Raw genomic sequence first — 25,134 nt, forward strand, 5'->3', positions numbered from 1 at the left:
CCACACCAACCGAGCGGCCGGAATCCCCGCCACGGCGATAGTGAAATCTTCAACAAATAGCGCGCGGACATCGCTGTTCGTGGTGCCGACAAATAGCTTCGGCGCGTCGGGTGTGATCGACATCAAGGCGGTAATATCCGCTCCATGGTGGACGAGCGTTCCCGCTCAGCGCCGCAGCATCTCCACGACCTGGAACGCCAGCTCCAGCGACTGCTGGTGGTTGAGCCGCGGGTCGACGAGCGTCTCGTACCTCCGCGCGAGCCCGGCGTCGTCGATCTCCTCGCTCCCGCCGAGGACCTCGGTGACGTCGTCGCCGGTGAGCTCGACGTGGAGCCCGCCGGGGACGGTCCCGAGCGCACGGTGCACCTCGAAGAACCCGGACACCTCGTCGAGGACGTCGGCGAACCGGCGCGTCTTGTACCCGGACGCGCTGGTGATGGTGTTGCCGTGCATGGGGTCGGTGACCCAGACGACGGGCCGCCCGTCGGCGCGGACGGCGTCGACGAGCGGGGGCAGCGCCTCGCGGACCTTCCCGGCGCCCATGCGGGCGACGAAGGTCAGGCGGCCGGCGACGCCGTCGGGGTTGAGCTTGTCGATGAGGGCGATCGCGTCCTCGGGCTGCGTCGTCGGGCCGAGCTTGACCCCGACGGGGTTGGCGACGCGGGACAGGAAGTCCACGTGGGCGCCGTCGAGCTGGCGGGTGCGCTCCCCGATCCAGAGGAAGTGCCCGGACGTGTCGTAGGCGGCGCCGGTGCGCGGGTCGACGCGGGACAGCGCGCGCTCGTAGTCCAGGAGCAGCGCCTCGTGGGCCACGAACATCTCGACCGTCCGCAGCGCCTCGAAGTCGGCGCCGCACGCGGCCATGAACCGGATGGCCCGGTCGATCTCGGCGGCGGTCGACTCGTACCGCGCGTAGGCGGGGTTGCGCATGAACCCCTGGTTCCACTCGTGGACGCGGCGCAGGTCCGCGAAACCGCCCTCCGCGAGCGCTTGCACCACGTTGATGGTGGCGCCGGAGATCCGGTACGCCTGCACGAGTCGCGCCGGGTCGGGCACGCGCGCGTCGGGCGTGAACTCGAACGCGTTGACCATGTCGCCGCGGTACGCGGGCAGGGTGACGCCGTCGCGGGTCTCGGTGTCCGAGCTGCGGGGCTTGGCGTACTGGCCCGCCATCCGGCCCATCTTGATGACGGGCATCGACGCGCCGTACTGGAGCACGACGGCCATCTGGAGGAGCGTGCGGACCTTGTTGCGGATGCGCAGGGCGCCCGCCTCGGCGAACGACTCGGCGCAGTCGCCGCCCTGGAGGAGGAACGCCTCGCCGCGCGCGGCGGCTGCGAGGCGCTCGCGCGCCCGGTCGGCCGCGGCGGGCACCACGAGGGGCGCCGCGGCGGCGAGCTCGTCGGTGGCTGCGGCGAGCGCCCCGGCGTCGGGCCACGTCGGCTGCTGGAGCGCGACCTTGGCGCGGTAGGCGTCGAGGGACTCGAGCCCGACGCCGGGGAGCACGCCGACGCTCATGCCTGTGCCGTGACCAGGGGCTGGCCGATGCCGGCGAGGAGCTCGCCGAACCACTGCTGCGACACGTCGAACGGCTTGCCGCCGGCGATCCGCGGGAACGCGATGGCCTTGAGGCGGTCGCCGTCCTCCTCGTCGTGGCCGATGACGCCCGAGTCGCCGCGCAGCGCGCACTCGACGGCCAGGTCGGTCATGGACTTGATGAGGCGCAGGTCCTCGGCGTTCGCGGCCGCGGCGCGCGAGTAGTAGCCGGACTTCTGGACCATGACCTTCTCGGCGCCGAGCTTCTCGGCGAACTGCTTGGCGAACCACTGGCCCGGGTTGATGGTGTCGAGCTTGACGTGCCCGAACGGGTCGCGCTCGACGGTCTCCCCCGCGGCCTCGAGCTGCGCGACGATCTCGTGCATGCCCGCGCCCTCGGACAGGAAGATGTTGACGTTGCCCTGCTCGTCCATGATGCCCTTGAGTCGCTCGGCCTCGGCCTCGATGTCGAGCGCCAGCTCGGGCAGGAACACGGCGTGCACGTCCCAGCGCTCCTTGCTGAGGCCGATCGACGGGACCCACTCCTGCAGGTCGAGCCACTCGCGGTACTTCTGGGCGGCGGCGGCGGTCAGCCAGCCGCAGTGGCGGCCCATGACCTCGTGGACGATGAGCATGCGGGGCCCGCTGCGGTGCTCGCCGATGACGTTCGCGGCGAAGCCGGCGGCCTCCTCGGCGGCGGTCCACGCGCCGAGCGACTGCTTGATCGGCACGACGTCGTTGTCGATCGTCTTGGGGAGCCCGACGACCGTGAGGTGGTAGCCGTTCTCCTCGAGGTAGGCCGCGAGGTCGGCGGCGGTCGTGTTGGTGTCGTCGCCACCGATGGTGTGCAGGACGTCGACGCCGTCGGCCTTGAGCTGCTCGGCCGCGACCTTGAGCGGGTCCTGGCCCTCCTGGACGAGGCCGCGCTTGACGCAGTCGGCGGCGTTGGTGAGCTTGACGCGCGAGTTGCCGATCGGCGAGCCGCCGAAGCGGTGCAGGATCCCGGCCTTGGCGCGGGTCTCGGCGTCGACGACGACCTTCGTGCCGGTCAGCAGGCCGTGGTAGCCGTACTGGTAGGCGATGATCTCGATCTCGGGGTCGAGCTCGGTGTAACGCTCGATGAGGCCACCGACGGCCGAGGACAGGCACGGGGCGAAGCCCCCCGCGGTGAGCAGGGCGACGCGACGGACCGACATGCGATCAACCTCTCGTTGGGGCGCGAGGGTGGTCGCCCTCGCACCGGTGGTACTGGGGTCGGTGCTGCTCGCGCGAAGGTGCGCGGGCGATGCTGCGAGTGGAGCACGCACGTGCCGGACGCTCCCGGCCGCGACGTGCCTGCGGCCGACCAGGTCCGGGACGGCCGCCGGCCCGGGTCGCGGTCAGTCTACTGACGACCGCGGGGCCTGCGGCCCGTCGTCCGAGGGACGGTCGCCCTCGGACGGTTCCGCGTCCTCGTCCTTGTCGCCGGCCTCGTCCTCGTCGGCGGGCGGCGCGGGCAGGACGACGTCCGGGATGGGACGGCCGCCGGGAGCGCCCACCTGGGTGGCGCCGTCGGCCTCGATGGGCACGCCCTGGGCGAGGCGCGCCTTCGCCGTGGCCGCGTAGATGTCGACGTACTCCTGGCCGGACAGCGACATGATCGCGTACGTGATCTCGTCGGTCACGGACCGCAGGATGAAGCGGTCCTCCTCCATGCCCTTGTAGCGGCTGAAGTCGAGGGGCTCGCCGTAGACGACGCCGATCCGCTTGGGCCGCGGGATCGTCGTGCCGAGGGGCTGCGCCACGTCGGAGCCGATCATGGCGACGGGGATCACGGGTGCCCCGGACTCGAGCGCGAGGCGCGCGACGCCGGTCTTGCCGCGGTAGAGGCGGCCGTCGGGGCTGCGGGTGCCCTCGGGGTAGATGCCGAGGAGCTCGTCCTCGGACAGCAGCCGGAGCCCGGTCCGCAGCGCCGCCTCCGACGCGCGCCCGCCGCTGCGGTCCACGGGGACCGTCCCGACGCCCTTCATGAAGCCGGCCGTGAGCCGGCCCTTGAGCCCGGACCCGGTGAAGTAGTCGGACTTGCCGAGGAACTGGACCTTGCGGGGCACGGTGAGCGGCAGGACGAACGAGTCGATGACGGCCAGGTGGTTGCTCGCGAGGATGGCGGGGCCCTCGTGCGGCACGTGCTCGGCGCCCCGCGACCACGGCCTGAACGCGAGCCGCAGCACCGGCCCCACGATCATCTTCATCAGCCAGTAGAACACCGTCTCGCCTCCCCAGGAGCCGCGGTCCTCCCCCGGCGTTTGCTCAAGACTCTAGAGTGGTTTCCATGGTCGATCCCAACGCGGGGCCCGTGCCCGACGACGGCGCACGCGAGCCGGGCACGCCCGGCGACCCCGGCACGGGGGCCGGGTCAGGCGCGTCACGCCCCGACGAGTCGTCGTGGACGGACGCGTGGGCCGACGAGCAGTGGAAGTCGCTCGTGGCCGACCTCGAGGCGCCCGTGTCGGGCACCGAGTCCGCGCGCGCCGTCCCGCCGGAGGGCCCGGCCGCGACCGACCTTCCCGCACCCGGCTCCCCCGACGACGCCGCAGGCCCGCCGGCCCGCACGATCGACGTCGCACCCTGGGTCCGCCCGCAGGGCCCGCGCGACTGGCCCGCCGGCCCGGAGGTCGAGGCTCTCGAGGAGCAGGAGTCGCACTTCGTGCCGCCCGACCCGCCGCCCGTGCTGAGCCACGACCCGCTGCTCAACCTCGCGTGGGCGCTCGTCGCGCTCGCGCCGCTCCTCGTCCTGGTCCTGCTGGTCGTGGTGCGGCCGTTCCCGGTGCTCGTCGGCCAGATCGCCGGGGCTGCGTTCCTCGCCGGGCTGGGCACGCTGATCTGGCGGATGCCGCACCGCCGCGACGAGGACGACGACGACCCGGGCGCCGTCGTCTGACGACACCCCGGCCGGCGCAGGTCATTCCACGCGCCAGGTCACTCCACGCGCGCGAGGTCCGCGGCGCCCACCATGCCCGCGTCGTTGCCCAGGGCTGCCGCGACGATCCGCGCCTCGGGCCGGTGCCCGCGGGCGGACAGCGCGTTCTCGAAGCCGGCCCGCACCGACGGGAACAGCAGGTCGCCCGCGTCGGCGACCCCGCCGCCGAGGACGATGAGCTCGGGGTCGAGGAGCGCCGCGACCGACGCCGAACCCTCCCCCACCCAGCGACCGAGCTCGGCGAACAGCTCGCGCGCCAGCGCGTCGCCGGCCTGCGCGGCCGCGGTCACGTGCGGGCCGCTGATCGCCCCCGCGTCCCCGCCCGCGAGCGCCAGCAGGGCCGCGGCCCGCTCGGGCTGGGCGGCGGCCGCGGCGCGCGCGTCGCGCACGAGCGCGGAGCCGCACGCGTACTGCTCCCAGCAGCCGCGGTGCCCGCAGCCGCACAGGTAGCCGCCGGGCACGACGCGCATGTGGCCGATCTCGGCGGCGAAGCCCCAGCGGCCGCGCACGAGGCGCCCGTCGACGACGATCGCGCCGCCGAGCCCGGTGCCGAGGGTGAGCATGAGCATGTCGTCGGCGTCCTTGGCGGAGCCGAACCGGAACTCGCCCCAGCCGGCGGCGTTCGCGTCGTTCTCGACGACGACGCGCACGTCGTCCTGGAGGAGCGCGCGGACGTTCTCGCCGAGCGGGTAGTCGCGCCAGGCGATGTTGGGGGCGAAGAGCACGGACGTGCGGTCGTTGCTCACGAACCCGGCGGCGGCGACGCCGATGGCGCCGACCTCGTAGTCGGCGCGGAACTCCTCGTACACCTCCGCGATCGCGCGATCGATGCTCGCGACGTCGTCGGGCGAGGTGGTGCGGCGCGTCTTGGCGACGATCGCGCCGTCCTCGTCCACGACGCCCGCCGCGATCTTGGTGCCTCCGATGTCGACGCCGACTGCGTACATGGTGTCCTCAGCTGTTCTCGGGGGTGGCGACCGGTCGGGCCGGCCGGTGCTGGACGGGTGGTGGCGTCGGGGTCCCCGGGCGGGCCCCGGCACGTCGCCGGCCCGGCGCGGTCGCCGGGTGCGGCGGCGACGCCGCGTGCAGGCTATAACCCGGCGGCCCCCGCCGACGAGCCGGTCCACGGTCCGAGGTACGCGGCCGCCCGGCCAGTAGACTTCCGGACGTCTCGTGACCGCGAGCGCACGCCCGCCGACCGGCCCGGGCGTCCAGCGATGGGAGCCGCATGCCCGAGTCCAGCACGCCCCGCATGGTCGACGTCGACCCGGGGTCCAACCTCAACGCGTTCTTGGCCCAGCGCGTGGCGCAGCGGCCTGACGGCGCGCTGTTCGAGGAGCGCGACGGCGAGGGCGGCTGGCGCCCGGTGACGGCTCGCGACTTCGACGCGCGGGTCGTGCGGGTCGCGAAGGGGCTGGTGGCGCGGGGGCTGCAGCCGGGCGACCACGTCGGGATCATGGCGCACACGAGCCTCGAGTGGTCGGTCCTGGACTGGGCGTGCTGGGCCGCCGCCCTGGTGCCGGTGCCGCTGTACGAGACGTCGAGCGCCGAGCAGGTGCGGTGGTCGTGCGAGGACGCGCACGTCCGCCTGCTCGTGGTCGAGGACGACGCGATGGCGGCCGCGGTCGCGGCGTTCCGCTCCGAGGTGCCCACGCTCGACGACGTCCTGGCGCTGTCGCAGGACGCGCTCGGCACGCTCGAGGCGGCCGGGGCGCGGGTGGACGACGCGGAGATCGCGCGCCGCCGGTCGCTCGCGACGCTCGCCGACGTGGCGACGGTCATCTACACCTCGGGCACCACGGGGAACCCGAAGGGGGTCGAGCTCACCCACGGGAACTTCGTCGACCTGTGCGCGAACGCGATCGCGAAGATGCACGAGGTGCTGGCGGGGAGCTCACGGACCCTGCTGTTCATGCCGATGGCCCACGTGTTCGCGCGCTTCATCTCGGTCGTGGTGGTGCCCGCGGGCTCGGTGCTGGCGCACGCGTCGAGCACCGCGACGCTCCTCGACGACCTGGCCTCGTTCCGCCCGACGTTCCTGCTCGCCGTGCCGCGCGTGTTCGAGAAGGTCTACAACTCGAGCGAGCAGCGCGCCGCCGAGCAGGGCCGCGTGAAGTTCTTCCACTGGGCGGTCGCGTCGGGGATCCGGTGGTCGCGGGCGCTCGACTCGCGCCGCGGTCCCGGCCCGGTCCTGCGCGCACGGCACCGGATCGCGGACGCGCTCGTCCTGCGCCGGCTGCGCGACGCGCTCGGCGGCAACACCCAGTGGGCGATCTCGGGCGGCGCGCCGCTCGGGGAGCGGCTCGGCCACTTCTTCCGCTCGGTCGGGGTCACGGTCCTCGAGGGCTACGGGCTCACCGAGACGACGGCGCCCGTGACGGTCAACGTGCCGGGCCACGTCGTGATCGGGACCGTCGGGCCACCGCTGCCCGGCTCGGCCGTGCGCATCGCCGACGACGGCGAGGTCCTCGTGCGCGGTCCGGGCGTCTTCCGGGGGTACCACGACAACCCCGACGCGACCCGCGAGGCCTTCGACGACGGCTGGTTCCGCACCGGCGACCTCGGCGCGCTCGACGCCGACGGGATGCTGACGATCACGGGCCGCAAGAAGGAGATCATCGTCACCGCCGGCGGCAAGAACGTCGCCCCCGCCGTGCTGGAGGACCGGGTGCGCGCGCACGCACTCGTCTCGCAGTGCGTCGTCGTCGGGGACGCGCGCCCGTTCATCGGTGCCCTGATCACGCTCGACGCCGAGGCCCTGCCCGGCTGGCTCGCCGTGCACGGCAAGCCCGAGCTGACCGTGGAGCAGGCGGCGACGGACCCCGACGTCCTCGCGGCGCTCCAGCAGGCCGTCGACCGGGCGAACCAGGCCGTCTCGCGCGCCGAGTCGATCCGGAAGTTCCGCGTGCTGACGACCGACTTCACCGTCGAGAACGGGTACCTGTCCAACAAGCTCGGGGTCAAGCGGTTCCTCGTGCTCGACGACTTCGCGGGCGAGGTCGACGCGCTCTACGCGGACGCGGGCAAGCACGGCTTCTGAGGAGCGTGTCGGTGGCCGGACCTAGCGTCGCGGCCATGAGCACGACCGGCACGGCAGGCACCGCACGCACCACCCGCTCCCCCGCCGCGTCCGGCCAGGCTCCGCAGCCGTCCGTCGCCTACCAGCCCACGCTGGACGAGCTGGGCACCCCGCTGCACGAGGTGACGTTCGTCGTCGTGGACCTCGAGACCACCGGGGCGTCGGCCCGCGAGGGCGGCATCACCGAGATCGGGGCGGTCAAGGTCCGCGGCGGCGAAGTGCTCGGCGAGTTCCAGTCGCTCGTCGACCCGGGCCGGCCGATCCCCGCGTTCATCGCCCGCCTCACCGGCATCACGAGCGCGATGGTCGCCACCGCCCCGACCATCGACCTCGTCCTCCCGAGCTTCCTCGAGTTCGCGCACGGGTCGGTGCTCGTCGCGCACAACGCCCCGTTCGACGTCGGGTTCCTGCGCGCCGCCGCCCGGACGTGCGCGTACGAGTGGCCCGGCTACCCCGTGGTCGACACGGTCGCGCTCGCCCGCCGAGTGGTGACCCGCGACGAGGCCCCCAACCACAAGCTGTCGACGCTGGCGCAGCTCTTCCACGCCCGGGTCACGCCCGAGCACCGGGCGCTGGCCGACGCCCGCGCGACGGTCGACGTGCTCCACGCGCTGCTCGAGCGCCACGCCGCGTTCGGGGTGACGCACCTCGAGGACCTCGCGAACGCGACCGACCCCGTGCCGCCCGAGGTCCGGCGCAAGCGCCACCTCGCCGACGGCCTCCCCCAGGCGCCCGGCGTCTACCTCTTCCACGCGCCGGACGGCGAGGTCCTGTACGTGGGCACGTCGAGCAACCTGCGCTCGCGCGTGCGCCAGTACTTCACGGCGGGCGAGAAGCGGCGCCGCATGGCCGAGATGGTCCGCCTCGCGGCGAGCGTGTCGGTCGTGGTCTGCGGGACGGCGTTCGAGGCGTCCGTCCGCGAGCTGCGCCTCATCGCCGAGCACGAGCCCCGGTACAACCGCCGGTCCAAGCACCCCGAGCGGATGCCGTGGCTGCGGCTGACCGCGGAGCCCCACCCACGCCTGTCGGTCGTGCGCGACGTGCGCGCCGAGCCCGACGGGACGGTCGCCGCGCACGTCGGGCCGTTCGCGTCGCAGACGCAGGCGCAGGCCGCCGCCGAGGCGGTCACCGACACCTTCGCGCTGCGCACCTGCACCCGCCGCCTGCCGCTCGTCCCCGCCGCCGGGGCGTCGTCGTGCGTGCTCGCGGACCTCGGCCGGTGTGCCGCGCCCTGCGTCGACCCGGACGCCGCCGCGCCCTACGCCCGCACGGTCGACGACGTGCGCCGCGCCCTGCTCGAGGACCCGTCGCCCGTCGTCGAGGCGCTCGCGCGGCGCATGGCGTCGCTGGCCGCGCAGGAGCGCTACGAGCAGGCGCAGCACGTCGCCGAGCGGCTCGAGGCGTTCTGCACGGGAGTCGAGCGGGGCGCCCGGCTGCGCGCGCTCGCGGCCTGCCGCCAGCTCGTCGCCGCCCGGCCCGCGGGCGGTGGCTGGGAGCTCGCCGTCGTCCGGCACGCACGCCTGGCCGCCACGACGCGCACCGCGCCCGACGAGGACGCCGTGGCCGCCGTGCGCGCGCTCGTGGCGACCGCGGAGCACGTCGAGCCACCCGTCCCACCGGCCCCGGCGGCGCACCCGCACGAGGCCGAGCTGGTGCTGGGGTGGCTCGACGCGCCGGACGTCCGGATCGTCGAGGTCACCGACCCTCTCGCGCTGCCCGTCCACCTGGGCGGCCGCGCGCAGCACCTCGCTCGGGCGTCGCACGTCGTGTCGGCCTACGATCTGGGCGACGGCAACCAGCCGTCCGACCTGCAGGCGTCCGTGTCGACGTCCCGCCCCTAGCCGAGGAGCCCCGCCCCATGCTGACCGCGATCGTCCTCATCGACACCGCCCCGGACGTCATTCCCGAGGTCGCCGAATCGGTCGCCGGGCTCGCCGGGGTCAGCGAGGTCTACTCGGTGACCGGGCGCGCGGACCTCGTCGCGATCGTCCGCGTGCGCGACCACGACAAGCTCGCCGACGTGATCGCGGACGGCATCAGCAAGGTGTCGGGCGTCGTGCGGACCGAGACGCTGCTCGCGTTCCGCGCGTACTCGCAGGTCGACCTCGAGCAGGCGTTCGAGATCGGGCTCGAGGACTGACCGTCGGGCGCGGCGGCCGCTAGCGCCGCGAGGCGGCCGCTAGCGCCGCGAGGCGGCGACCCAGCGCTCGAGGAGCTGCGCCGCCGCGCCCGAGTCGACGCTCGTGGCCGCGGCGTCCATACCGGCGCGCAGCCGGTCGACGAGGCTGCCCTCCGCCGTCCCGGGCAGCGACCCGTCCGCCACGAGCGCCGCGGCGGCGTTGAGCAGGACGGTCTCGCGGACCGGGCCCTGCTCGCCGCCGAGCACGCGCCGTGCCACGCCCGCGTTGTGCTCGGCGCTCGCACCGCGCAGGTCCGCGACCGTGATGGCCGTCAGACCGAGGTCCGTCGCGGCGTCGAGCACGTGCTCGCGCACCTCGCCGCCGTCGACCAGCCAGACGCGCGACGGCGCGGTCGCCGCGAGCTCGTCGAGCCCGTCCTCGCCGCGGAACACGAGCGCCGACGTTCCCCGCGAGGCGAGGACCCCCGCCACGAGGGGTGCCATCCGCTCGTCGGCGACGCCGATCGCGGTGGCGCGCGGCTGCGCCGGGTTGGTCAGCGGGCCGAGGAAGTTGAACGCCGTCGGGATCGGCAGCTCGCCGCGCGCCGCGGCCGCGTGCCGGAACGACGGGTGGAACGCCTGCGCGAAGCAGAACGTGATCCCGACCTCGGTCGCGAGCTCGGCCACGCGCGGCACGTCGAGGTCGAGCCGCACGCCCAGGGCCTCCAGGACGTCCGCCGAGCCCGACGACGACGTCGCGGCCCGGTTGCCGTGCTTGACGACGCGCACGCCCGCCCCCGCCACGACGATCGCCGCCATCGTGGACACGTTCACCGTGTGCGCGCGGTCGCCGCCCGTCCCGACGATGTCGACCGACGGCGCGGGCGCCTCGAAGCGGCGCGCGTGCGCGAGCATCGCGTCGGCGAGGCCGGCGAGCTCGTCGACCGTCTCACCCTTGACCCGCAGCGCCACGAGGAAGCTCGCGAGGCGCGCCGCGGAGACCTCGCCCGACATCACCTGGTCCATGACCCAGGCCGTCTCGTGCGCCCCGAGGTCGCGGTGGTCGACGAGCGCCTGGAGCAGGGCGGGCCAGGTCGGCGCGCCCGCGGTCGCGGGCACCGTGGGTCGGGTCGTCACAACGTCTCCTCGCACAGCTGGTCGCAGGACTGGGACGGCCCGGGGGCCGCGCCCCTCATGATGCCAGCGCGAGCGTCCGCGGGTCCTCGCGTCCCGGCATCCGGTCGGCGTCGGGCGCCACCCGTTTGGTGACACCTTCGCGACTTCCGTCATGAGGTGGGAAGGTGAAGCGCAGAATGTCAAGGAAGTGTGAGATTCGACCGCGCCCGTGCGGCCGCTTCGTGAACCAAACCACGCCCCCGTCGGCCATAATGAAGCCGTGTCGACCGCAACGGCTACCCCCCACACCCACGTGACCGTCAACCGGCCCAACCCGGTTCAGGTCGGGACCATCGTCTGGCTCTCCAGCGAGCTGATGTTCTTCGCGGGTCTCTTCGCGATGTACTTCACCGCTCGCTCGGTCATGCCGGCCAGCGAGTGGTCGGCGCAGGCCGACAAGCTCAACGTCTGGTTCTCCGCCGGCAACACGACGATCCTCGTGCTCTCGTCGTTCACCTGCCAGCTCGGCACGTACGCCGCCGAGCGGTTCCGCCCGCGGCGCACCGGCAAGCTGTGGCAGGTCGGCCAGTGGGGCATGGTCGAGTGGATCGCCGTCACCTACGTGATGGGCGCGATCTTCATCGCCGGCCAGGTCACCGAGTACTCGGAGCTCGTCGAGCAGGGTCTGTCGATCCACTCGAACGCGTACGGCTCGGTGTTCTACCTGGCGACCGGCTTCCACGGCCTCCACGTGCTCGGTGGTCTCCTCGCGTTCCTGTTCCTGCTCGGCCGGACATTCTCCGCCAAGCGGTTCGGACACCACGAAGCGACCTCCGCGATCGTCACGTCGTACTACTGGCACTTCGTCGACGTGGTGTGGGTGGCGCTCTTCAGCGTCATCTACCTCCTGCGCTGACGCACCACACACCCGAACCACATCCCCCCACCGCGAGACGAGGATCACCCGTGAAGGCACTCGCCGCCCGCAGGCACCACCGGTTCGCGCCGGTCGTGCTGCTGCTGCTGGCGCTGCTGGTCACTGGCGGCGTCTACGCCGTCCTCGCGCCGAGCCAGGCGCGGGCGGACTCCGCCAGCACGCAGGACATCGAGACCGGTAAGAAGCTGTTCCAGGCCAACTGCGCCACGTGCCACGGGCTCGACGCCCAGGGCACCGACAACGCCCCGTCGCTCATCGGCGTCGGCGCGGCCGCGGTCGACTTCCAGGTCTCGACCGGCCGCATGCCGATGGCCATGGACGGCCCGCAGGCCCAGGCCAAGCCGCGTCAGATGACCGAAGAGCAGACGTCCCAGCTCGCCGCGTACGTCGCGTCGCTCGGCGCCGGCCCGGCGATCCCGACGGACGAGCAGGTCGACGGCGCCAAGGGCAACCCCGCCAACGGCGCCCAGATCTTCCGCACCAACTGCGCGATGTGCCACAACGCCGTCGGCCAGGGCGGCGCGCTCTCCCAGGGCAAGTTCGCGCCCTCGCTCGAGCGCACGTCGCCGCGCAACATCTACCAGGCGATGCTCACCGGCCCGCAGTCGATGCCGGTGTTCAACGACGCCAACATCACCCCGGACGAGAAGCGCGACGTCATCGCGTTCCTCGAGGCCCAGCGCCACGGCAGCGCGGGCGGCGCGAGCCTCGGCTCGCTCGGCCCGGTCTCCGAGGGCATCTGGGCGTGGGTCGTCGGCCTCGGTCTCCTGATCGGCGCCGCCGTGTGGATCGGAGCGAAGTCCTCGTGAGCAGCAAGACGACCGACGTGACCGTCCCGCACCAGGACGGCGACCTCGAGCGCTTCCCGGACCCCGGGATCCCCGAGCACCAGCACCGCCAGGCGGACATCGACCCGAAGGCCGACAAGCGCGCCGAGCGCCAGGTCGTGGTCCTCTTCACGATCTCCGTCATCGGTACCATCGTCGCCCTGTGGGCCTACTTCGCGGTCCGCCCCGACGGCACCGTCGGTGGCGTCCGGACCTCGACGATGGTCCTGGGCCTCGCGATCTTCTTCGCGCTCGCCGGCATCGGCGTCGGCGCGATCCACTGGGCCAAGACGCTCATGTCGGACCACGAGGTCGCCGAGGACCGTCACGCCACGCGCAGCCCTGACGACGTCCGCGAGGTCGCCGTCCAGAAGCTCGCCGAGGGCATCAAGGACTCGGGCATCGGGCGCCGCGGCGTCCTCAAGGGCGTCGTGATCTCGGCGCTCGCGCTCTTCCCGCTGACGATCGCCGTCCCGCTGATCAGCTCGGTCGGTGGCGACTGGAACGTCGGCACCTTCCGCACCACGCTCTGGAAGAAGGGCACCCGCCTCACCTACGACCCCACGGGCCGCCCGATCAAGGCGTCCGACGTGACCATCGGCTCGGCCGTCCACGTCATCCCGGAGGTCAGCGAGGAGTTCCGCCAGACCGGCGAGTGGATCACCGAGAAGGCCAAGGCGCTCGTGCTGATGGTCCGGCTCGACCCGCGCGACTTCAAGCCGTTCGCCAAGGGCCGTGAGAACTGGACCTACGACGGCATCATCGCGTTCTCCAAGATCTGCACCCACGTGGGCTGCCCCGTCGCTCTCTACGAGCAGCAGACCCACCACCTCCTGTGCCCGTGCCACCAGTCGACGTTCGACGTCGCCGACGGCGCGAAGGTCGTGTTCGGCCCCGCCAAGCGGCCCCTGCCGCAGCTGCCGATCACCGTCGACTCCGAGGGCTACCTCGTGGCGCAGGACGGCTTCGACGAGCCCATCGGCCCGAGCTTCTGGGAGCGACTGCGGTGACGACCTCTACCCCTACCCGCCCGTCCGCGACGGAGCCGACGACTCCGATCGGGCGCACGTCGGACTACCTGGACAACCGCACCGGCATCGGCCACGCGGTCAAGGAGTTCGCGCGGAAGATCTTCCCGGACCACTGGTCCTTCCTCCTCGGTGAGATCGCGCTCTACTCGTTCATCGTCCTGCTCATCACGGGCACGTTCCTCACGATGTTCTTCGTGCCGAGCATGACGCTCAGCACGTACGAGGGCGAGCCCGCGACGATGCACGGGCTCCTCATGTCCGACGCGTTCGCGTCGACGCTGCGCCTGTCGTTCGAGGTGCGCGGCGGCCTGCTGATGCGCCAGATCCACCACTGGGCCGCGCTGGTCTTCATGGCGTCGATCGTGACGCACATGATGCGTGTGTTCTTCACGGGTGCGTTCCGCCGCCCGCGCGAGTTCAACTGGCTCATCGGCTTCACGCTGCTGCTCACGGGCCTGCTCGCCGGCTTCACCGGCTACTCGCTCCCCGACGACGTCCTGTCGGGCAACGGCCTCGCGATCGCCAACGGCGTCGTCAAGTCGATCCCGGTGATCGGCTCGTACATGTCGTACTTCATCTTCGGAGGCGACTTCCCGGGCGAGCAGATCATCCCGAGACTCTTCACGCTCCACATCCTGCTGATCCCAGCGATCATCCTCGCGCTCGTCGCGCTGCACCTGATGTTCGTCGTCGTGCACAAGCACACCCAGTACCCGGGTGGCGGCCGCAAGGACGGCAACGTCGTGGGCTTCCCGCTCTTCCCCGTGTACACGGCGAAGGCCGGCGGCTTCTTCTTCGTGGTGTTCGCGGTGCTGTCGCTCATGGGCGCGACGATGGCGATCAACACGGTCTGGAACTACGGCCCCTTCGACCCGTCACCGGTGTCCGCGGGAGCCCAGCCCGACTGGTACATGCTGTTCCTGGAAGGGTCGCTCCGACTCATGCCGGGGCAGGCGGAGTTCGTCTCGTGGGGCGACTTCACGTGGTCGTTCAACGTCCTCGTGCCCGCGGTGCTCCCCGTGCTGCTCCTCATGGGCTTCGCGGCGTACCCGTTCCTCGAGGCCAAGGTCACGGGCGACAACCGCGAGCACCACGTGCTCGACCGGCCGCGCAACCGTCCGACCCGTACCGGCATCGGCATGGCGTTCCTGGCGTTCTTCGTCATCCTCGCCTTCGCCGGGTCGAACGACCTCATCGCGACGCACTTCCACCTGTCGATCAACGCGATCACCTGGTTCTTCCGGGTGTTCATCTTCGTCGGGCCGTGGTTCGCCTTCTGGATCACGAAGCGCATCTGCCTGGGCCTGCAGCGCAAGGACCGCGAGCTCGTCCTCCACGGGCACGAGACCGGCCGGATCGTGCGCTTCGCGTCCGGCGAGTACATCGAGGTGCACCGCCCGCTCGACGAGCAGGAGCGCTGGGTGCGGGTCAGCTACACCGCCCACCGGCCCCTCGAGCTGCCCGCCCCCACGGGCCCGAAGGGCACGAAGGACAAGTCCTACAAGAAGGCGAAGCGCTGGGCCAAGCTCTCCCGGTTCTTCTACGAGGACCGCATCGAGCCGGTGACCCCCGCGGAGCTCGCGGCGTCGCACTCGCACGGCGAGCACGACGCCCTGCCGGGAGGCGAGGACCACGCCCTCGTTGCACCGGACCACTCCGTGGACGCCACCGAGCAGTCCCACTGAGTTCGTCGCAAGGTAGGTACATGGCCCGTTCGCACGCGTCCCCGGCATCACGCCGGGGAACCGTGCGGGCGGGCCTCACCACATCCAGGAGGTAGTTACGCATGGCTGTCTACACGCTCCCCGAGCTCCCCTACGACTACGCAGCGCTCGAACCGCACATCTCCGGGCGCATCATGGAGCTCCACCACGACAAGCACCACGCCGCGTACGTGACGGGCGCCAACACGGCCCTCGACAAGCTCGCCGAAGCCCGTGAGTCGGGCGACCTCGCCGCCGTGAACCTGCACGAGAAGAACCTCGCGTTCAACCTCGGCGGCCACGTCAACCACTCCGCCTTCTGGCAGAACCTCTCCCCCGAGGGCGGCGGCGAGCCGACCGGCGAGCTCGCCGCGGCGATCGACCAGGACTTCGGCTCGTTCGAGGCGTTCAAGAAGCACTTCGCCGCGACCGCGGCCGGCGTGCAGGGCTCCGGCTGGGCGATCCTGGCCTGGGACTCGATCGGCCAGAAGCTGATCATCGTCCAGCTGTACGACCAGCAGGGCAACATCGCGCTGGGCCTGGTCCCGCTCGTCCTCCTGGACGTCTGGGAGCACGCGTACTACCTGGACTACCAGAACGTGCGCGCCGACTACGTCACGGCCTGGTGGAACATCGTGAACTGGGCCGACGCCGACGCTCGCCTCCAGCGCGCGCGGACGCAGACCGCGGGACTCATCGTCCCCGCCTGACGTCCACCGTCGACGCGCTCCGAAGGGCCGTACCCGTTCGACGGGTACGGCCCTTCGCCGTGCCGTCCCTCAGGACTCGCGCACCTGTCAGAACCGCAGGGCGGTCTGCGCCGTGAGCTTCTGACGGGCTGGGCGCCAGTGCGCCGTGTCAGGACCTCACACCCGGCTACCGCCACCGGCGAGGACGGGCACGCCGCGAGCAGCCAGCTCGGTGGCCACGGCGTGCTCACGCCCGTCCGTGACGACGCCGGCCACGTCCTCGAGCGGCAGCACCGCGTACGGGGAGGCCGCGCCGAGCTTCTCGGCGCTCGCCAGCACGTACGTCTCAGCGGCGCGGGCCGCCAGGGCTCGCTTCATCGCCGCCTCGTCAGCGTCGCCGGTCGTCAGCCCGGCGTCCGGGTGCACACCGGTCACCCCGAGGAGGAACACGTCCGCGGACACCGCCGCCGCTGCCTCCGCAGCCGCCGCGCCGCACGTCACCGCGGAGTGCTTGAACAGCCGCCCGCCGATCAGCAGCACCTCGACCCCGGGATGAGTGAGGAGCTCGACGGCGACGGTCGGGCTGTGCGTGACCACCGTGCACTCGAGCGTCTGCGGGAGCGCTCGCGCCACTGCGAGCGTCGTGGTGCCGCCGTCCAGGATGACGACACCACCGGGGCGGACGAGGTCCACGGCGCGGGCCGCGACCGCCCGCTTGCTGCCGGGCTCGACCTGCGCACGCGCTGCGTAGTCGCCCAACGCCGGCGAGGCGGGCACCGCTCCCCCGTACACCCGCTGGCACAGCCCGAGAGCGGCGAGCTCTCGCAGGTCGCGCCGGATGCTGTCCTCCGAGAGCCCCAGCTCCGCCGCGAGCTCCTTGGCGACGAGCTTTCCGTCGCGGCGGAGTCGGGCGACGAGCAGGTCGCGTCGTTCGGCTGCGAGCACGGTGTGCCTCCGTCGGGTCTGCCGCCCGAGGCGGCTTTCACGTTTCTCCGTAGTCATGCACGTTCTTACCGATAGTCTAGGGGCATGACACGCCCCGCACCCGCTGCCCCTCACCCGCTTCCCGCCGCGCCGCGCCCTGGCACGGCCGTCCCCGACTCCCGCGGCCGCACCGGCCTGGACGCCGAGGGCCGCGAGCTCGACCGAAACCCCGACGTCGTCGTGCGCGACGTCGAGGTCACGTCGGACGGCTGGCACGTCCTGCGGCGCACGACCTTCGACTACCGACGCCGGGACGGACGCTGGACCACCCAGCAGCGCGAGACCTACGACCGCGGCAACGGCGCCACGATCCTCCTGTACGACGCCGAGCGCGGGACGGTGCTCCTCACGCGGCAGTTCCGCTACCCCGTGTACGTCAACGACCACCCCGACGGGATGCTGATCGAGGCGGCAGCCGGCCTCCTCGACGACGACGACCCCGAGACGGCCATCCGTCGTGAGGCCGGCGAAGAGCTGGGCGTCACGGTCGGAGCGCTCACGCACGTGTTCGACGTCTACATGAGCCCGGGCTCGGTGACCGAGCGCGTGCACTTCTACGCGGCGCCGTACGCGCCCGCCGACCGGACCACCGCGGGCGGCGGCGTCGAGGACGAGGGCGAGGACATCGAGGTGCTCGAGCTCGCGTTCGAGGACGCGCTCGCGATGACCCGCGACGGCCGCATCGCCGACGGCAAGACGATCATGCTGCTGCAGTGGGCAGCCCTCGACGGGCCGTTCGCGGTCCGGTCCTGACCACGCCCGACGACAGAGACAGCACGGGCCGGGCCCGTCTCCCCGGGAGGAGACGGGCCCGGCCGTGCTGTCTAGGACGCCGCGTCAGTGCGCGTGCTGCCCGCGGGAGTACTCGAAGACCCAGCCGATCAGACCGACCACGCCGAGCGCGATGCCGATCCCGACGAGCCACCAGCCGACGGCCAGACCGAGGAAGGTCAGCGCAGCCGGGAAGGCGATCGCGAGCGGCCACCAGCTCCACGGCGCGTACACACCCTGGTCGCCGGCACCCTCGTCGATCTCGCCGTACGGGTTGTCCTCGGGCCGCGGGTCGATGCGGCGGGCCGTGAGCGCGAGGAAGGCCGCGATCATGCCTGCCAGGGCGGCGACCAGGAAGAGGCCGACCGAGCCGACGGGCTCCCAGTGGCTCCAGAGCCCGTAGAGGACGCCGACGGCGGCGAAGAAGGGGGCCAGGAGCCCGAAGATCCTGGACTCGAGCTTCACTTGGTGTCCTCCGTCCGGCCGGTCCCGTGCTCAGGTCGTCCCTCGAGGCGCTCGACGACCGCCTCGGTGTGCCCGCGCCGGTCCGCCTCGCCCATCACGTGGGCGAGCGGGGACGGGTGCACGTCCGGGTGGTCCATCGCAGCGACCTCGGGGTGGTGCAGGTCGAATGCCGGGCGCTCCGAGCGGATGCGCGGGAGCGACGTGAAGTTGTGCCGCGGCGGCGGGCACGACGTCGCCCACTCGAGCGACATGCCGTAGCCCCAGGGGTCGTCGACGGTCACCTTCGGCGCGTTGCGCCAGGTGGTGTAGACGTTCCACACGAACGGGATCATCGACGCCGCGAGGATGAAGGAGCCGATGGTGGATACCTGGTTCATCCAGGTGAAGCCGTCCTCCGGCGAGTAGTCCGCGTAGCGGCGGGGCATCCCGTCGACGCCCAGCCAGTGCTGCACGAGGAACGTCGTGTGGAAGCCGACGAAGAGGAGCCAGAAGTGGACCTTGCCGAGGCGCTCGTCGAGCATCCGGCCCGTCATCTTGGGCCACCAGAAGTAGAAGCCCGCGAACATCGCGAACACGACGGTGCCGAAGACCACGTAGTGGAAGTGCGCCACGACGAAGTACGAGTCGGAGAGCTGGAAGTCCAGGGCCGGGCTCGCGAGGATGACACCGGTCAGGCCACCGAAGAGGAACGTGACGAGGAACCCGATCGACCACAGCATCGGTGTGTCGAACGTGAGCTTGCCGCGCCACATCGTGCCGATCCAGTTGAAGAACTTCACGCCGGTCGGGACCGCGATGAACATCGTCATGATCGAGAAGAAGGGCAGCAGGACCGCGCCCGTGACGTACATGTGGTGCGCCCACACCGTCACCGAGAGCGCCGCGATCGAGATCGTCGCGTACACGAGGCCCTTGTAGCCGAAGATCGGCTTGCGGCTGAAGACCGGCAGGATCTCCGAGATGATGCCGAAGAACGGCAGCGCGATGATGTACACCTCGGGGTGCCCGAAGAACCAGAACAGGTGCTGCCAGAGCACCGCTCCCCCGTTGTCCGGGTTGAAGATCTGTGCGCCGAGCCGACGGTCCGCGCCGAGGCCGAGGAGCGCCGCCGCCAGGGGCGGGAACGCCATGAGCACGAGGATGCTCGTGATGAGCGCGTTCCACGTGAAGATCGGCATGCGGAACATGGTCATGCCAGGAGCGCGCATGGTCATGATCGTGGTGATGAAGTTGACCGCACCGAGGATCGTGCCGAAACCGCTGAGTGCCAGCCCGAACACCCACATGTCGCCGCCGACGCCTGGTGAGAACGTCGTGTCCGACAGCGGCGCGTAGGCCGTCCAGCCGAACGACGCGGCACCCTGCGGGGTGAGGAAGCCACCGACCGCGATGAGCGAGCCGAACAGGTAGAACCAGTACGCGACCATGTTGAGGCGCGGGAACGCGACGTCGGGGGCGCCGATCTGCAGCGGCATGATGACGTTCGTGAAGCCCGCGAACAGCGGCGTCGCGAACATCAGCAGCATGATCGTGCCGTGCATCGTGAAGAGCTGGTTGTACTGCTCGCGGCTCTGCACGACCTGCAGCCCGGGCTCGAAGAGCTCCGCGCGGATCAGCAGCGCCATGACGCCGCCGACGAGGAAGAACACGAACGAGCTGATGAGGTACAGGTACCCGATCGTCTTGTGGTCGGTCGAGGTCACCCACTTGACCACGGTCCGCCCGAGCGTCTGACGTCCGGTCCGCAGACCCGGGATCGTCTCGGCTTGCGCCACCATCACTGACCCTCACCTTCCGTGGCCGGCATGTTGCCCGCCGTCTCGCCGTCGTTCTGCGAGCGGTCGTAGGCGTCCGACAGCAGACCCGTCTGGCCCTTGGCGCGCAGGTCCTCGATGTGCTGCTGGTACTCCTGCTCGGAGACGACCTTGACGTTGAAGAGCATGCTCGAGTGCCACTCGCCGCAGAGCTCGGCGCACTTGCCGGCGTACGTCCCCTCGCGGAGCGGCTTGAGCTCGAACGCGTTGGGGTGACCCGGGATCACGTCCTCCTTGTAGAGGAAGGCGGGCACCCAGAACGAGTGGGCGACGTCGCGCGTCGTCAGGTCGAACTTGATCGTCTTGCCGACCGGCAGGTACAGGGTCGGCATGGCCTTGTCCGTGCCCTTGGCGCCGTCGACGAGGTCGTCCTTGGTGAGCGAGCCGACGTCCTGCGCCATGACGCCCACCTCGTGGACGTCCTCGTTCACGTAGTTGAAGTCCCAGCTCCACTGCTTGCCGACGACGCCGATGGTGACGTCGGGGTTGCCGCTGACCTTCTTGATCTCGGTGACGTCGCGGTTCGTGTAAAAGAACAGCACGAGGACCATGACGATCGGCACGACCGTGTACATGATCTCGAGGGGCATGTGGTAGCGGGTCTGGATCGGCAGGGCCTCGTCGCCCTTGCGCTTCCGGTACGCGGCGATGCACCAGATCATCAGGCCCCATGTGATCAGGCCGACGACGAGCGCCGCGATCCAGGAACCGTTCCAGAGGTGGGTGATCCGGGCGGTCTGGTCGGTGACCTGTCCGTCCTCGTAGCCGGGCAGGAAGCCGCGCTTCACTTTGTCGCTCGAGCAGCCGGACGCGAGCAGCGCGACCGAGACGGCGACGGCCGCTCCGACGACGAGCTGCCGCCGGCGGCGGCGGGGGGTGTGCGGGTGCAAGGGGGGCCTTTCACGTCACGTCAGGGCTGACCCGTGGCTCCACGAGTCCTCCGCAAGACCTTCGTTCTCGACACACGAAGCCTAGCGCGCGTTCCCCCGGGTCCGCGCCCGCGCCGCCCCGGACGATCAGCGCAGATCGGGCGGCTCCGTGCCCGGCCCGCCTGATTCCGCGGAAGAGCCCCTCCTTGCTGGCGAACCCCTCCGATCTGTCAGATCGATCGGCGCGTCTAGGGTGGTCGTTGTGACCGATCCCACCCCGTCCCCCGCACCCCTGACGACGACGGACGCGCCCGCGGCGGCCCCCGCGCGCGCGTGGCTCGACGCCTCCGGCGCGGCCCGGGTCCACCCGGTCGCGCGACGCGCGTTCGAGCAGGCGCTCGACGACGGCTGGGCCGACCCGCGGCGCCTGAGCACCGAGGGCCGGCGGGCTCGCGCGCTCCTCGACGGGACCCGCGAGGCCCTCGCGGCGGCCGTCGGCGCGCGCACCGAGGAGGTCCACGTGGCGCCGTCGCACACGGCAGCGCTCCACGCGGCGGTGCTGGGAACCGCGGCCGGACGGCGCCGTGCCGGAACCCGCGCCGTCGCGAGCGCCGTCGAGCGGGCTGCGGTGCTGCACGCGGGCGAGCACGCCGGGCTCGACGTCGTGCGCGTGCCCGTGGCGCGCACGGGCGCGGTGGACCCCGACGCGTTCACGGCGGCGCTCGACGAGGACCCCACGGCGCTCGCCGCGCTGCAGCACGCGAACGGCGAGGTCGGCACGCTCCAACCCGCGGAGGCGGCGCACGCCGCCACGACCGCGCGGGGCGTGCCGCTCCTCGTCGACGGCGGCGCGAGCGTCGGGCACGTGGACGTCGGCCCTGCGTGGGACCTGCTCGCGCTCGACCCGCGCGACTGGGGCTCCGTCCCCGGCGCGGGCGTGCTCGTCGTGCGACGTGGCGTGCGCTGGCGCCCGGTCGCGCCCGAGGACGAGGACCGGTACTTTCCCGGCGGCCCGTCCGTGCCGGCGGCGTTCGCGGCCGCGGCGTCCCTCGAGGCGGTGCTGGCGGACCGCGCCGAGGCGGACCGCCGGCGTCGCGCGCTCGTCGACCGGGTGCGCGCGCGGGTCGCGGCGGAGGTGCCCGACGTCGAGGTCGTCGGCGACCCGGACCTCCGTCTCCCCCACGTCGTGACGTTCTCGTGCCTCTACGTGGACGGCGAGGCGCTCGTCACCGAGCTCGACCGCGCGGGGTTCGCGGTCGGGTCGGGCTCGGCGTGCACCTCGAGCTCGCTCGAGCCGTCCCACGTGCTCGCGGCCATGGGGGTCCTGACGCACGGGAACGTGCGGCTCGGCCTCGATCGCGAGGTCACGACAGACGACGTCGACCGGTTCCTCGACGTGCTGCCCGGCGCCGTCGCGCGGGTGCGGGCGATGCTCGGGGCGCAGGCGCTGTGACCGACGACGCGACCGTCGTGGACGCGCGCGGGCTGCGCTGCCCCCTCCCGGTGATCCGGCTCGCCGCCGCGGCCCGCGACGTCCCGCCCGGCTCCCGCCTGACGGTCCTGGCCACCGACCCCGCGGCCGAGCACGACGTGCCGGCGTGGGCGCGGATGCGCGGTCACGCCTTCGTCGGGTCCGGATACGACGAGGCCGCCGGCACCTGGTCCCTCACTGTCGAGGTGAGAGGCCAGGTGCCGGCGGCCTGAGCCGTATGCCCGGCGCGCCGGGCGGCGTGGGTCAGCTGAACGAGCCGCCGCACGCGCAGGAGCTGCCGGCGTTCGGGTTGTCGATCGTGAAGCCCTGCTTCTCGATCGTGTCCGCGAAGTCGATCGTCGCGCCCTCGAGGTAGGGGACGCTCATGCGGTCCACGACGACCTCGACGCCGTCGTAGTCGCGCAGCGCGTCGCCGTCGAGCACGCGCTCGTCGAAGTAGAGCTGGTAGATGAGGCCGGAGCAGCCGCCGGGCTGGACGGCGACGCGCAGGCGCAGGTCGTCACGGCCCTCCTGCTCGAGGAGGCTGCGGACCTTGTCCGCGGCGACGTCGGTCAGGGCCACGCCGTGGGTGGCGGTCTCGGTCGTCTCGCTCATGTTGGTTCTCCGCTGGTCGCGAGGGGCAGGGCCCCGGGTCTTGGCGCCGACTCGGTCGCGTGCTCAGGCGCCTCCGCCAGCGTCAACCGCGCGTGGCGCGATCCTGTTCCCGGCCGAGCCGGGCACCTCCGACGGACGCCCGAGCCGGTCGTCCCGGCCCAGGTCCGACGACGCCGCGGGGGCGCCGTCCCAATCAGCGTACGCCCCGGCGACGGCCCGCGCGGCGTGCGGGCCGACCGACGGACGGGCCCGCGAGCGGCCTCCGGCACCGTGCGATGATCGACCCGTGACCACGCTGCTCGAGACGTTCGGCGGAGCCGGCTTCCAGGAGCCCGCCCCCTCTCCCCTGCTCCTCCTGGGCCAGGGTCGCGACCTCGCCTCCGAGCGGGGCGTCGAGTGTGCCGGGGCGCTCCCGGCCGCCTCCGACCCCGACCTCGTCGAGCGGGCCGTCGCCGCGCGCGCCGCGCTCGGGGACCGGGCGTTCGTGCTCGGGCACCACTACCAGCGCGACGAGGTGATCCGCTTCGCGGACGTCACGGGCGACTCCTTCAAGCTCGCGCGCGAGGCCGCTGCTCGTCCGGACGCGGAGTTCGTGCTCTTCTGCGGCGTCCACTTCATGGCGGAGTCCGCCGACATCCTGACCTCGGACGCCCAGCAGGTCGTCCTGCCGGACCTCGCGGCGGGCTGCTCGATGGCGGACATGGCCGCGATCGACCAGGTCGACGAGGCGTGGGACGTCCTCGAGGACCTCGGGCTCGCGGGCCGTACGGTCCCGGTGACCTACATGAACTCGTCGGCCGCGATCAAGGCGTTCACGGGGCGACACGGCGGCACGGTCTGCACGTCGTCGAACGCCGAGGTCGCGCTGCGCTGGGCGTTCGAGCAGGCCGACGCCGCGGGCGCCGCACAGGGCGCGGGCGACGGCTCGGGCAAGATCCTCTTCCTCCCCGACCAGCACCTGGGCCGCAACACCGCCGTGCTGCGGCTGGGCATCCCGCTCGAGGCGTGCGTCGTCTACGACCCGCGCAAGCCCGACGGCGGCCTGACCGAGGCCGAGCTCGCGGCGGCCCGCGTGATCCTGTGGCGCGGGCACTGCTCCGTGCACGGCCGCTTCTCGGCCGGCAACGTCGAGGCGATCCGCGCGGCCGTGCCGGACGTGACCGTCATGGTCCACCCCGAGTGCAAGCACGAGGTCGTCACGGCAGCGGACGAGGTGGGCTCGACCGAGTTCATCATCAAGGCGCTCGACGCCGCGGAGCCCGGGTCGTCGTGGGCGATCGGCACGGAGCTCAACCTGGTGCGCCGCCTCGCGGCCCAGCACCCGGAGCTCCAGGTCCACTACCTCGACTCCACGGTGTGCTTCTGCTCGACCATGAACCGGATCGACCTGCCGCACCTCGTGTGGGCGATGGAGCAGCTCGTCGAGGGCCGTGTCGTGAACCGGATCGTGGTGGACGCCGACGACGCCCACTGGGCGCGCGTGGCGCTCGACCAGATGCTCGCGCTCCCCGGCATCTGACCGGGCGCCGAGATCGACGAGGCCGAGAACTACCCGAGACCTCGAGTCTCGGGTAGTAGCCTGGCCGGGTGACCCGCCAGATCCAGCTCGCGCTCGCCGCCGTGCGCCCGCGCCAGGCCGACCCGTCCGTCCCCGTCCTCGGCCCGTCGATCACCCGGATGCGCGTCCACCCGGGCGACCTCGACTACTACTGGCACGTCAACAACGGCACGTACCTCCAGATGATGGACGTCGCGCGTACGAACTACATGGCGGACATCGACGCCCTCGGCGCGCTCAAGGAGCGCGGCTGGTACGCCGTCGTCGCCGCGTCGACAATGAAGTACCGGCGCTCGCTCAAGCTCGGAGAGCGGTTCGAGATCCGCACCCGTGTGCTCGGCTGGGACGACCGCGTCGTCTACATGGAGCAGTCGTTCTGGCGGGGCGACGACCTGAGTGCTCGCGGTCTCGTCGCCGGGCGGTTCCTGCACCGCGACGGCACCCGCGTCCCCGCGCCCGACGTGATCGCCTTCCTCGCGTCCCTGCACGGCCGCGCGGTCGAGGAGCCCGAGCTGCCCGACGACGTCGCCGCCTGGGCGCGCGCCGTGGACGTCGCCCCCCGCTGACGTCGGCACGCGACATGGCGGGCGC

Annotated in this window: 24 protein-coding genes; 14 read left to right on the forward strand and 10 right to left on the reverse strand. The window is 72.2% G+C overall.

Annotation, left to right across the window (positions count from 1 at the left end; genetic code table 11):
- Window positions 1–165: 165 nt before the first annotated feature.
- The 3 genes from ACFT5B_RS12445 to ACFT5B_RS12455 form a co-directional block, all read right to left on the reverse strand.
- The gene (locus ACFT5B_RS12445; RefSeq protein ID WP_386798646.1) at window positions 166–1,518 is read right to left on the reverse strand and encodes a class II 3-deoxy-7-phosphoheptulonate synthase; all 1,353 of its coding nucleotides are present in this window, start codon (window positions 1,516–1,518) and stop codon (window positions 166–168) included.
- On the reverse strand, window positions 1,515–2,732 hold the full coding sequence (locus ACFT5B_RS12450) for a pyrophosphate--fructose-6-phosphate 1-phosphotransferase (protein ID WP_386798648.1): 1,218 nt from the start codon (window positions 2,730–2,732) through the stop codon (window positions 1,515–1,517). Before ACFT5B_RS12450 ends, ACFT5B_RS12445 begins: the two co-directional genes overlap by 4 nt.
- Before the next feature lie 183 nt (window positions 2,733–2,915).
- A complete protein-coding gene (locus ACFT5B_RS12455) occupies window positions 2,916–3,782 on the reverse strand; it encodes a lysophospholipid acyltransferase family protein (RefSeq protein ID WP_386798650.1) in 867 nt (288 codons plus the stop codon).
- Window positions 3,783–3,847: 65 nt separating this feature from the next.
- Here ACFT5B_RS12455 and ACFT5B_RS12460 point away from each other — a divergent pair, with 65 nt between their 5' ends.
- A complete protein-coding gene (locus ACFT5B_RS12460; RefSeq protein ID WP_386798652.1) occupies window positions 3,848–4,456 on the forward strand; it encodes a hypothetical protein in 609 nt (202 codons plus the stop codon).
- Window positions 4,457–4,494: 38 nt separating this feature from the next.
- Here ACFT5B_RS12460 and ACFT5B_RS12465 read toward each other — a convergent pair whose 3' ends face one another.
- Window positions 4,495–5,442 carry an ROK family glucokinase gene (locus tag ACFT5B_RS12465; RefSeq protein WP_386798654.1) on the reverse strand — a complete coding sequence of 316 codons (948 nt, stop codon included), beginning with the start codon at window positions 5,440–5,442 and terminating at the stop codon, window positions 4,495–4,497.
- A 281-nt stretch (window positions 5,443–5,723) separates the two neighbouring features.
- Here ACFT5B_RS12465 and ACFT5B_RS12470 point away from each other — a divergent pair, with 281 nt between their 5' ends.
- Genes ACFT5B_RS12470 through ACFT5B_RS12480 form a run of 3 tightly spaced genes read left to right on the forward strand, consistent with a single transcriptional unit; the run spans window position 5,724 to window position 9,714 of the window.
- On the forward strand, window positions 5,724–7,535 hold the full coding sequence (locus ACFT5B_RS12470) for an AMP-dependent synthetase/ligase (protein ID WP_386798657.1): 1,812 nt from the start codon (window positions 5,724–5,726) through the stop codon (window positions 7,533–7,535).
- Window positions 7,536–7,570: 35 nt separating this feature from the next.
- Entirely contained in the window at window positions 7,571–9,415 is a 1,845-nt protein-coding gene (locus ACFT5B_RS12475; RefSeq protein WP_386798659.1) for a DEDD exonuclease domain-containing protein, read from the forward strand.
- A 17-nt stretch (window positions 9,416–9,432) separates the two neighbouring features.
- Window positions 9,433–9,714 (forward strand): Lrp/AsnC family transcriptional regulator, encoded by a 282-nt coding sequence (locus tag ACFT5B_RS12480; RefSeq protein ID WP_386798661.1) that lies wholly within the window; start codon window positions 9,433–9,435, stop codon window positions 9,712–9,714.
- Between the two features lie 39 nt (window positions 9,715–9,753).
- Here the strand turns inward: ACFT5B_RS12480 and trpD are convergent, their stop codons facing one another.
- Window positions 9,754–10,830, reverse strand: a complete 1,077-nt coding sequence (trpD, locus tag ACFT5B_RS12485; RefSeq protein ID WP_386798663.1) for an anthranilate phosphoribosyltransferase — start codon at window positions 10,828–10,830, stop codon at window positions 9,754–9,756.
- A 259-nt stretch (window positions 10,831–11,089) separates the two neighbouring features.
- Between trpD and ACFT5B_RS12490 the strand changes: the two genes are divergently transcribed.
- From ACFT5B_RS12490 to ACFT5B_RS12510, 5 genes are all read left to right on the forward strand, one after another.
- Window positions 11,090–11,725 carry a heme-copper oxidase subunit III gene (locus ACFT5B_RS12490; RefSeq protein WP_386798665.1) on the forward strand — a complete coding sequence of 212 codons (636 nt, stop codon included), beginning with the start codon at window positions 11,090–11,092 and terminating at the stop codon, window positions 11,723–11,725.
- Between the two features lie 50 nt (window positions 11,726–11,775).
- Window positions 11,776–12,555, forward strand: a complete 780-nt coding sequence (locus ACFT5B_RS12495) for a c-type cytochrome (protein WP_386798667.1) — start codon at window positions 11,776–11,778, stop codon at window positions 12,553–12,555.
- Entirely contained in the window at window positions 12,552–13,583 is a 1,032-nt protein-coding gene (locus ACFT5B_RS12500) for a Rieske 2Fe-2S domain-containing protein (RefSeq protein ID WP_386798669.1), read from the forward strand. The genes ACFT5B_RS12495 and ACFT5B_RS12500 overlap by 4 nt, the downstream gene beginning before the upstream one ends.
- Complete coding sequence (locus ACFT5B_RS12505) at window positions 13,580–15,289, forward strand: cytochrome bc complex cytochrome b subunit (protein ID WP_386798671.1); 1,710 nt, start codon at window positions 13,580–13,582, stop codon at window positions 15,287–15,289. The genes ACFT5B_RS12500 and ACFT5B_RS12505 overlap by 4 nt, the downstream gene beginning before the upstream one ends.
- Window positions 15,290–15,390: 101 nt before the next feature.
- Entirely contained in the window at window positions 15,391–16,017 is a 627-nt protein-coding gene (locus ACFT5B_RS12510; protein ID WP_386798674.1) for a superoxide dismutase, read from the forward strand.
- Window positions 16,018–16,173: 156 nt separating this feature from the next.
- Here the strand turns inward: ACFT5B_RS12510 and ACFT5B_RS12515 are convergent, their stop codons facing one another.
- The gene (locus ACFT5B_RS12515) at window positions 16,174–16,941 is read right to left on the reverse strand and encodes a DeoR/GlpR family DNA-binding transcription regulator (protein ID WP_386798676.1); all 768 of its coding nucleotides are present in this window, start codon (window positions 16,939–16,941) and stop codon (window positions 16,174–16,176) included.
- A gap of 84 nt (window positions 16,942–17,025) precedes the next feature.
- Between ACFT5B_RS12515 and ACFT5B_RS12520 the strand changes: the two genes are divergently transcribed.
- Complete coding sequence (locus tag ACFT5B_RS12520; RefSeq protein ID WP_386798678.1) at window positions 17,026–17,733, forward strand: NUDIX domain-containing protein; 708 nt, start codon at window positions 17,026–17,028, stop codon at window positions 17,731–17,733.
- A gap of 84 nt (window positions 17,734–17,817) precedes the next feature.
- Here the strand turns inward: ACFT5B_RS12520 and ACFT5B_RS12525 are convergent, their stop codons facing one another.
- Genes ACFT5B_RS12525 through coxB form a run of 3 tightly spaced genes read right to left on the reverse strand, consistent with a single transcriptional unit; the run spans window position 17,818 to window position 20,920 of the window.
- On the reverse strand, window positions 17,818–18,216 hold the full coding sequence (locus tag ACFT5B_RS12525) for a cytochrome c oxidase subunit 4 (protein WP_386798680.1): 399 nt from the start codon (window positions 18,214–18,216) through the stop codon (window positions 17,818–17,820).
- A complete protein-coding gene (gene ctaD, locus ACFT5B_RS12530; RefSeq protein ID WP_386798682.1) occupies window positions 18,213–19,994 on the reverse strand; it encodes a cytochrome c oxidase subunit I in 1,782 nt (593 codons plus the stop codon). The genes ACFT5B_RS12525 and ctaD overlap by 4 nt, the downstream gene beginning before the upstream one ends.
- The gene (gene coxB, locus ACFT5B_RS12535; protein WP_386798684.1) at window positions 19,994–20,920 is read right to left on the reverse strand and encodes a cytochrome c oxidase subunit II; all 927 of its coding nucleotides are present in this window, start codon (window positions 20,918–20,920) and stop codon (window positions 19,994–19,996) included. Before coxB ends, ctaD begins: the two co-directional genes overlap by 1 nt.
- 241 nt (window positions 20,921–21,161) lie before the next feature.
- On the opposite strand from coxB, the gene ACFT5B_RS12540 reads away from it, so the two are divergent.
- Both ACFT5B_RS12540 and ACFT5B_RS12545 read left to right on the forward strand, forming a co-directional pair.
- Window positions 21,162–22,352 carry a cysteine desulfurase family protein gene (locus ACFT5B_RS12540; RefSeq protein ID WP_386798686.1) on the forward strand — a complete coding sequence of 397 codons (1,191 nt, stop codon included), beginning with the start codon at window positions 21,162–21,164 and terminating at the stop codon, window positions 22,350–22,352.
- Entirely contained in the window at window positions 22,349–22,603 is a 255-nt protein-coding gene (locus ACFT5B_RS12545) for a sulfurtransferase TusA family protein (RefSeq protein ID WP_386798688.1), read from the forward strand. Before ACFT5B_RS12540 ends, ACFT5B_RS12545 begins: the two co-directional genes overlap by 4 nt.
- A 31-nt stretch (window positions 22,604–22,634) precedes the next feature.
- Here the strand turns inward: ACFT5B_RS12545 and erpA are convergent, their stop codons facing one another.
- A complete protein-coding gene (erpA, locus tag ACFT5B_RS12550) occupies window positions 22,635–22,985 on the reverse strand; it encodes an iron-sulfur cluster insertion protein ErpA (protein WP_386798690.1) in 351 nt (116 codons plus the stop codon).
- A 286-nt stretch (window positions 22,986–23,271) separates the two neighbouring features.
- Here erpA and nadA point away from each other — a divergent pair, with 286 nt between their 5' ends.
- Entirely contained in the window at window positions 23,272–24,504 is a 1,233-nt protein-coding gene (nadA, locus tag ACFT5B_RS12555; protein ID WP_386798691.1) for a quinolinate synthase NadA, read from the forward strand.
- A gap of 68 nt (window positions 24,505–24,572) precedes the next feature.
- A complete protein-coding gene (locus tag ACFT5B_RS12560) occupies window positions 24,573–25,109 on the forward strand; it encodes an acyl-CoA thioesterase (RefSeq protein WP_386798693.1) in 537 nt (178 codons plus the stop codon).
- Window positions 25,110–25,134: the final 25 nt, after the last annotated feature.

This window comes from Luteimicrobium sp. NPDC057192 (assembly GCF_042670205.1).
Classification (GTDB): domain Bacteria; phylum Actinomycetota; class Actinomycetes; order Actinomycetales; family Cellulomonadaceae; genus Luteimicrobium.

What these genes read in the sequence shown, in the direction of transcription:
- ACFT5B_RS12460 (WP_386798652.1), top strand. Translation starts at nt 3,848, where the DNA reads ATGGTCGATCCCAACGCGGGGCCCGTGCCCGACGACGGCGCACGCGAG.
- ACFT5B_RS12470 (WP_386798657.1), top strand. Translation starts at nt 5,724, where the DNA reads ATGCCCGAGTCCAGCACGCCCCGCATGGTCGACGTCGACCCGGGGTCC.
- ACFT5B_RS12465 (WP_386798654.1), bottom strand. Translation starts at nt 5,442, where the DNA reads ATGTACGCAGTCGGCGTCGACATCGGAGGCACCAAGATCGCGGCGGGC.
- ACFT5B_RS12510 (WP_386798674.1), top strand. Translation starts at nt 15,391, where the DNA reads ATGGCTGTCTACACGCTCCCCGAGCTCCCCTACGACTACGCAGCGCTC.
- ACFT5B_RS12450 (WP_386798648.1), bottom strand. Translation starts at nt 2,732, where the DNA reads ATGTCGGTCCGTCGCGTCGCCCTGCTCACCGCGGGGGGCTTCGCCCCG.
- erpA (WP_386798690.1), bottom strand. Translation starts at nt 22,985, where the DNA reads ATGAGCGAGACGACCGAGACCGCCACCCACGGCGTGGCCCTGACCGAC.
- ACFT5B_RS12475 (WP_386798659.1), top strand. Translation starts at nt 7,571, where the DNA reads ATGAGCACGACCGGCACGGCAGGCACCGCACGCACCACCCGCTCCCCC.
- ACFT5B_RS12480 (WP_386798661.1), top strand. Translation starts at nt 9,433, where the DNA reads ATGCTGACCGCGATCGTCCTCATCGACACCGCCCCGGACGTCATTCCC.
- ACFT5B_RS12445 (WP_386798646.1), bottom strand. Translation starts at nt 1,518, where the DNA reads ATGAGCGTCGGCGTGCTCCCCGGCGTCGGGCTCGAGTCCCTCGACGCC.
- ACFT5B_RS12520 (WP_386798678.1), top strand. Translation starts at nt 17,026, where the DNA reads ATGACACGCCCCGCACCCGCTGCCCCTCACCCGCTTCCCGCCGCGCCG.
- ctaD (WP_386798682.1), bottom strand. Translation starts at nt 19,994, where the DNA reads ATGGTGGCGCAAGCCGAGACGATCCCGGGTCTGCGGACCGGACGTCAG.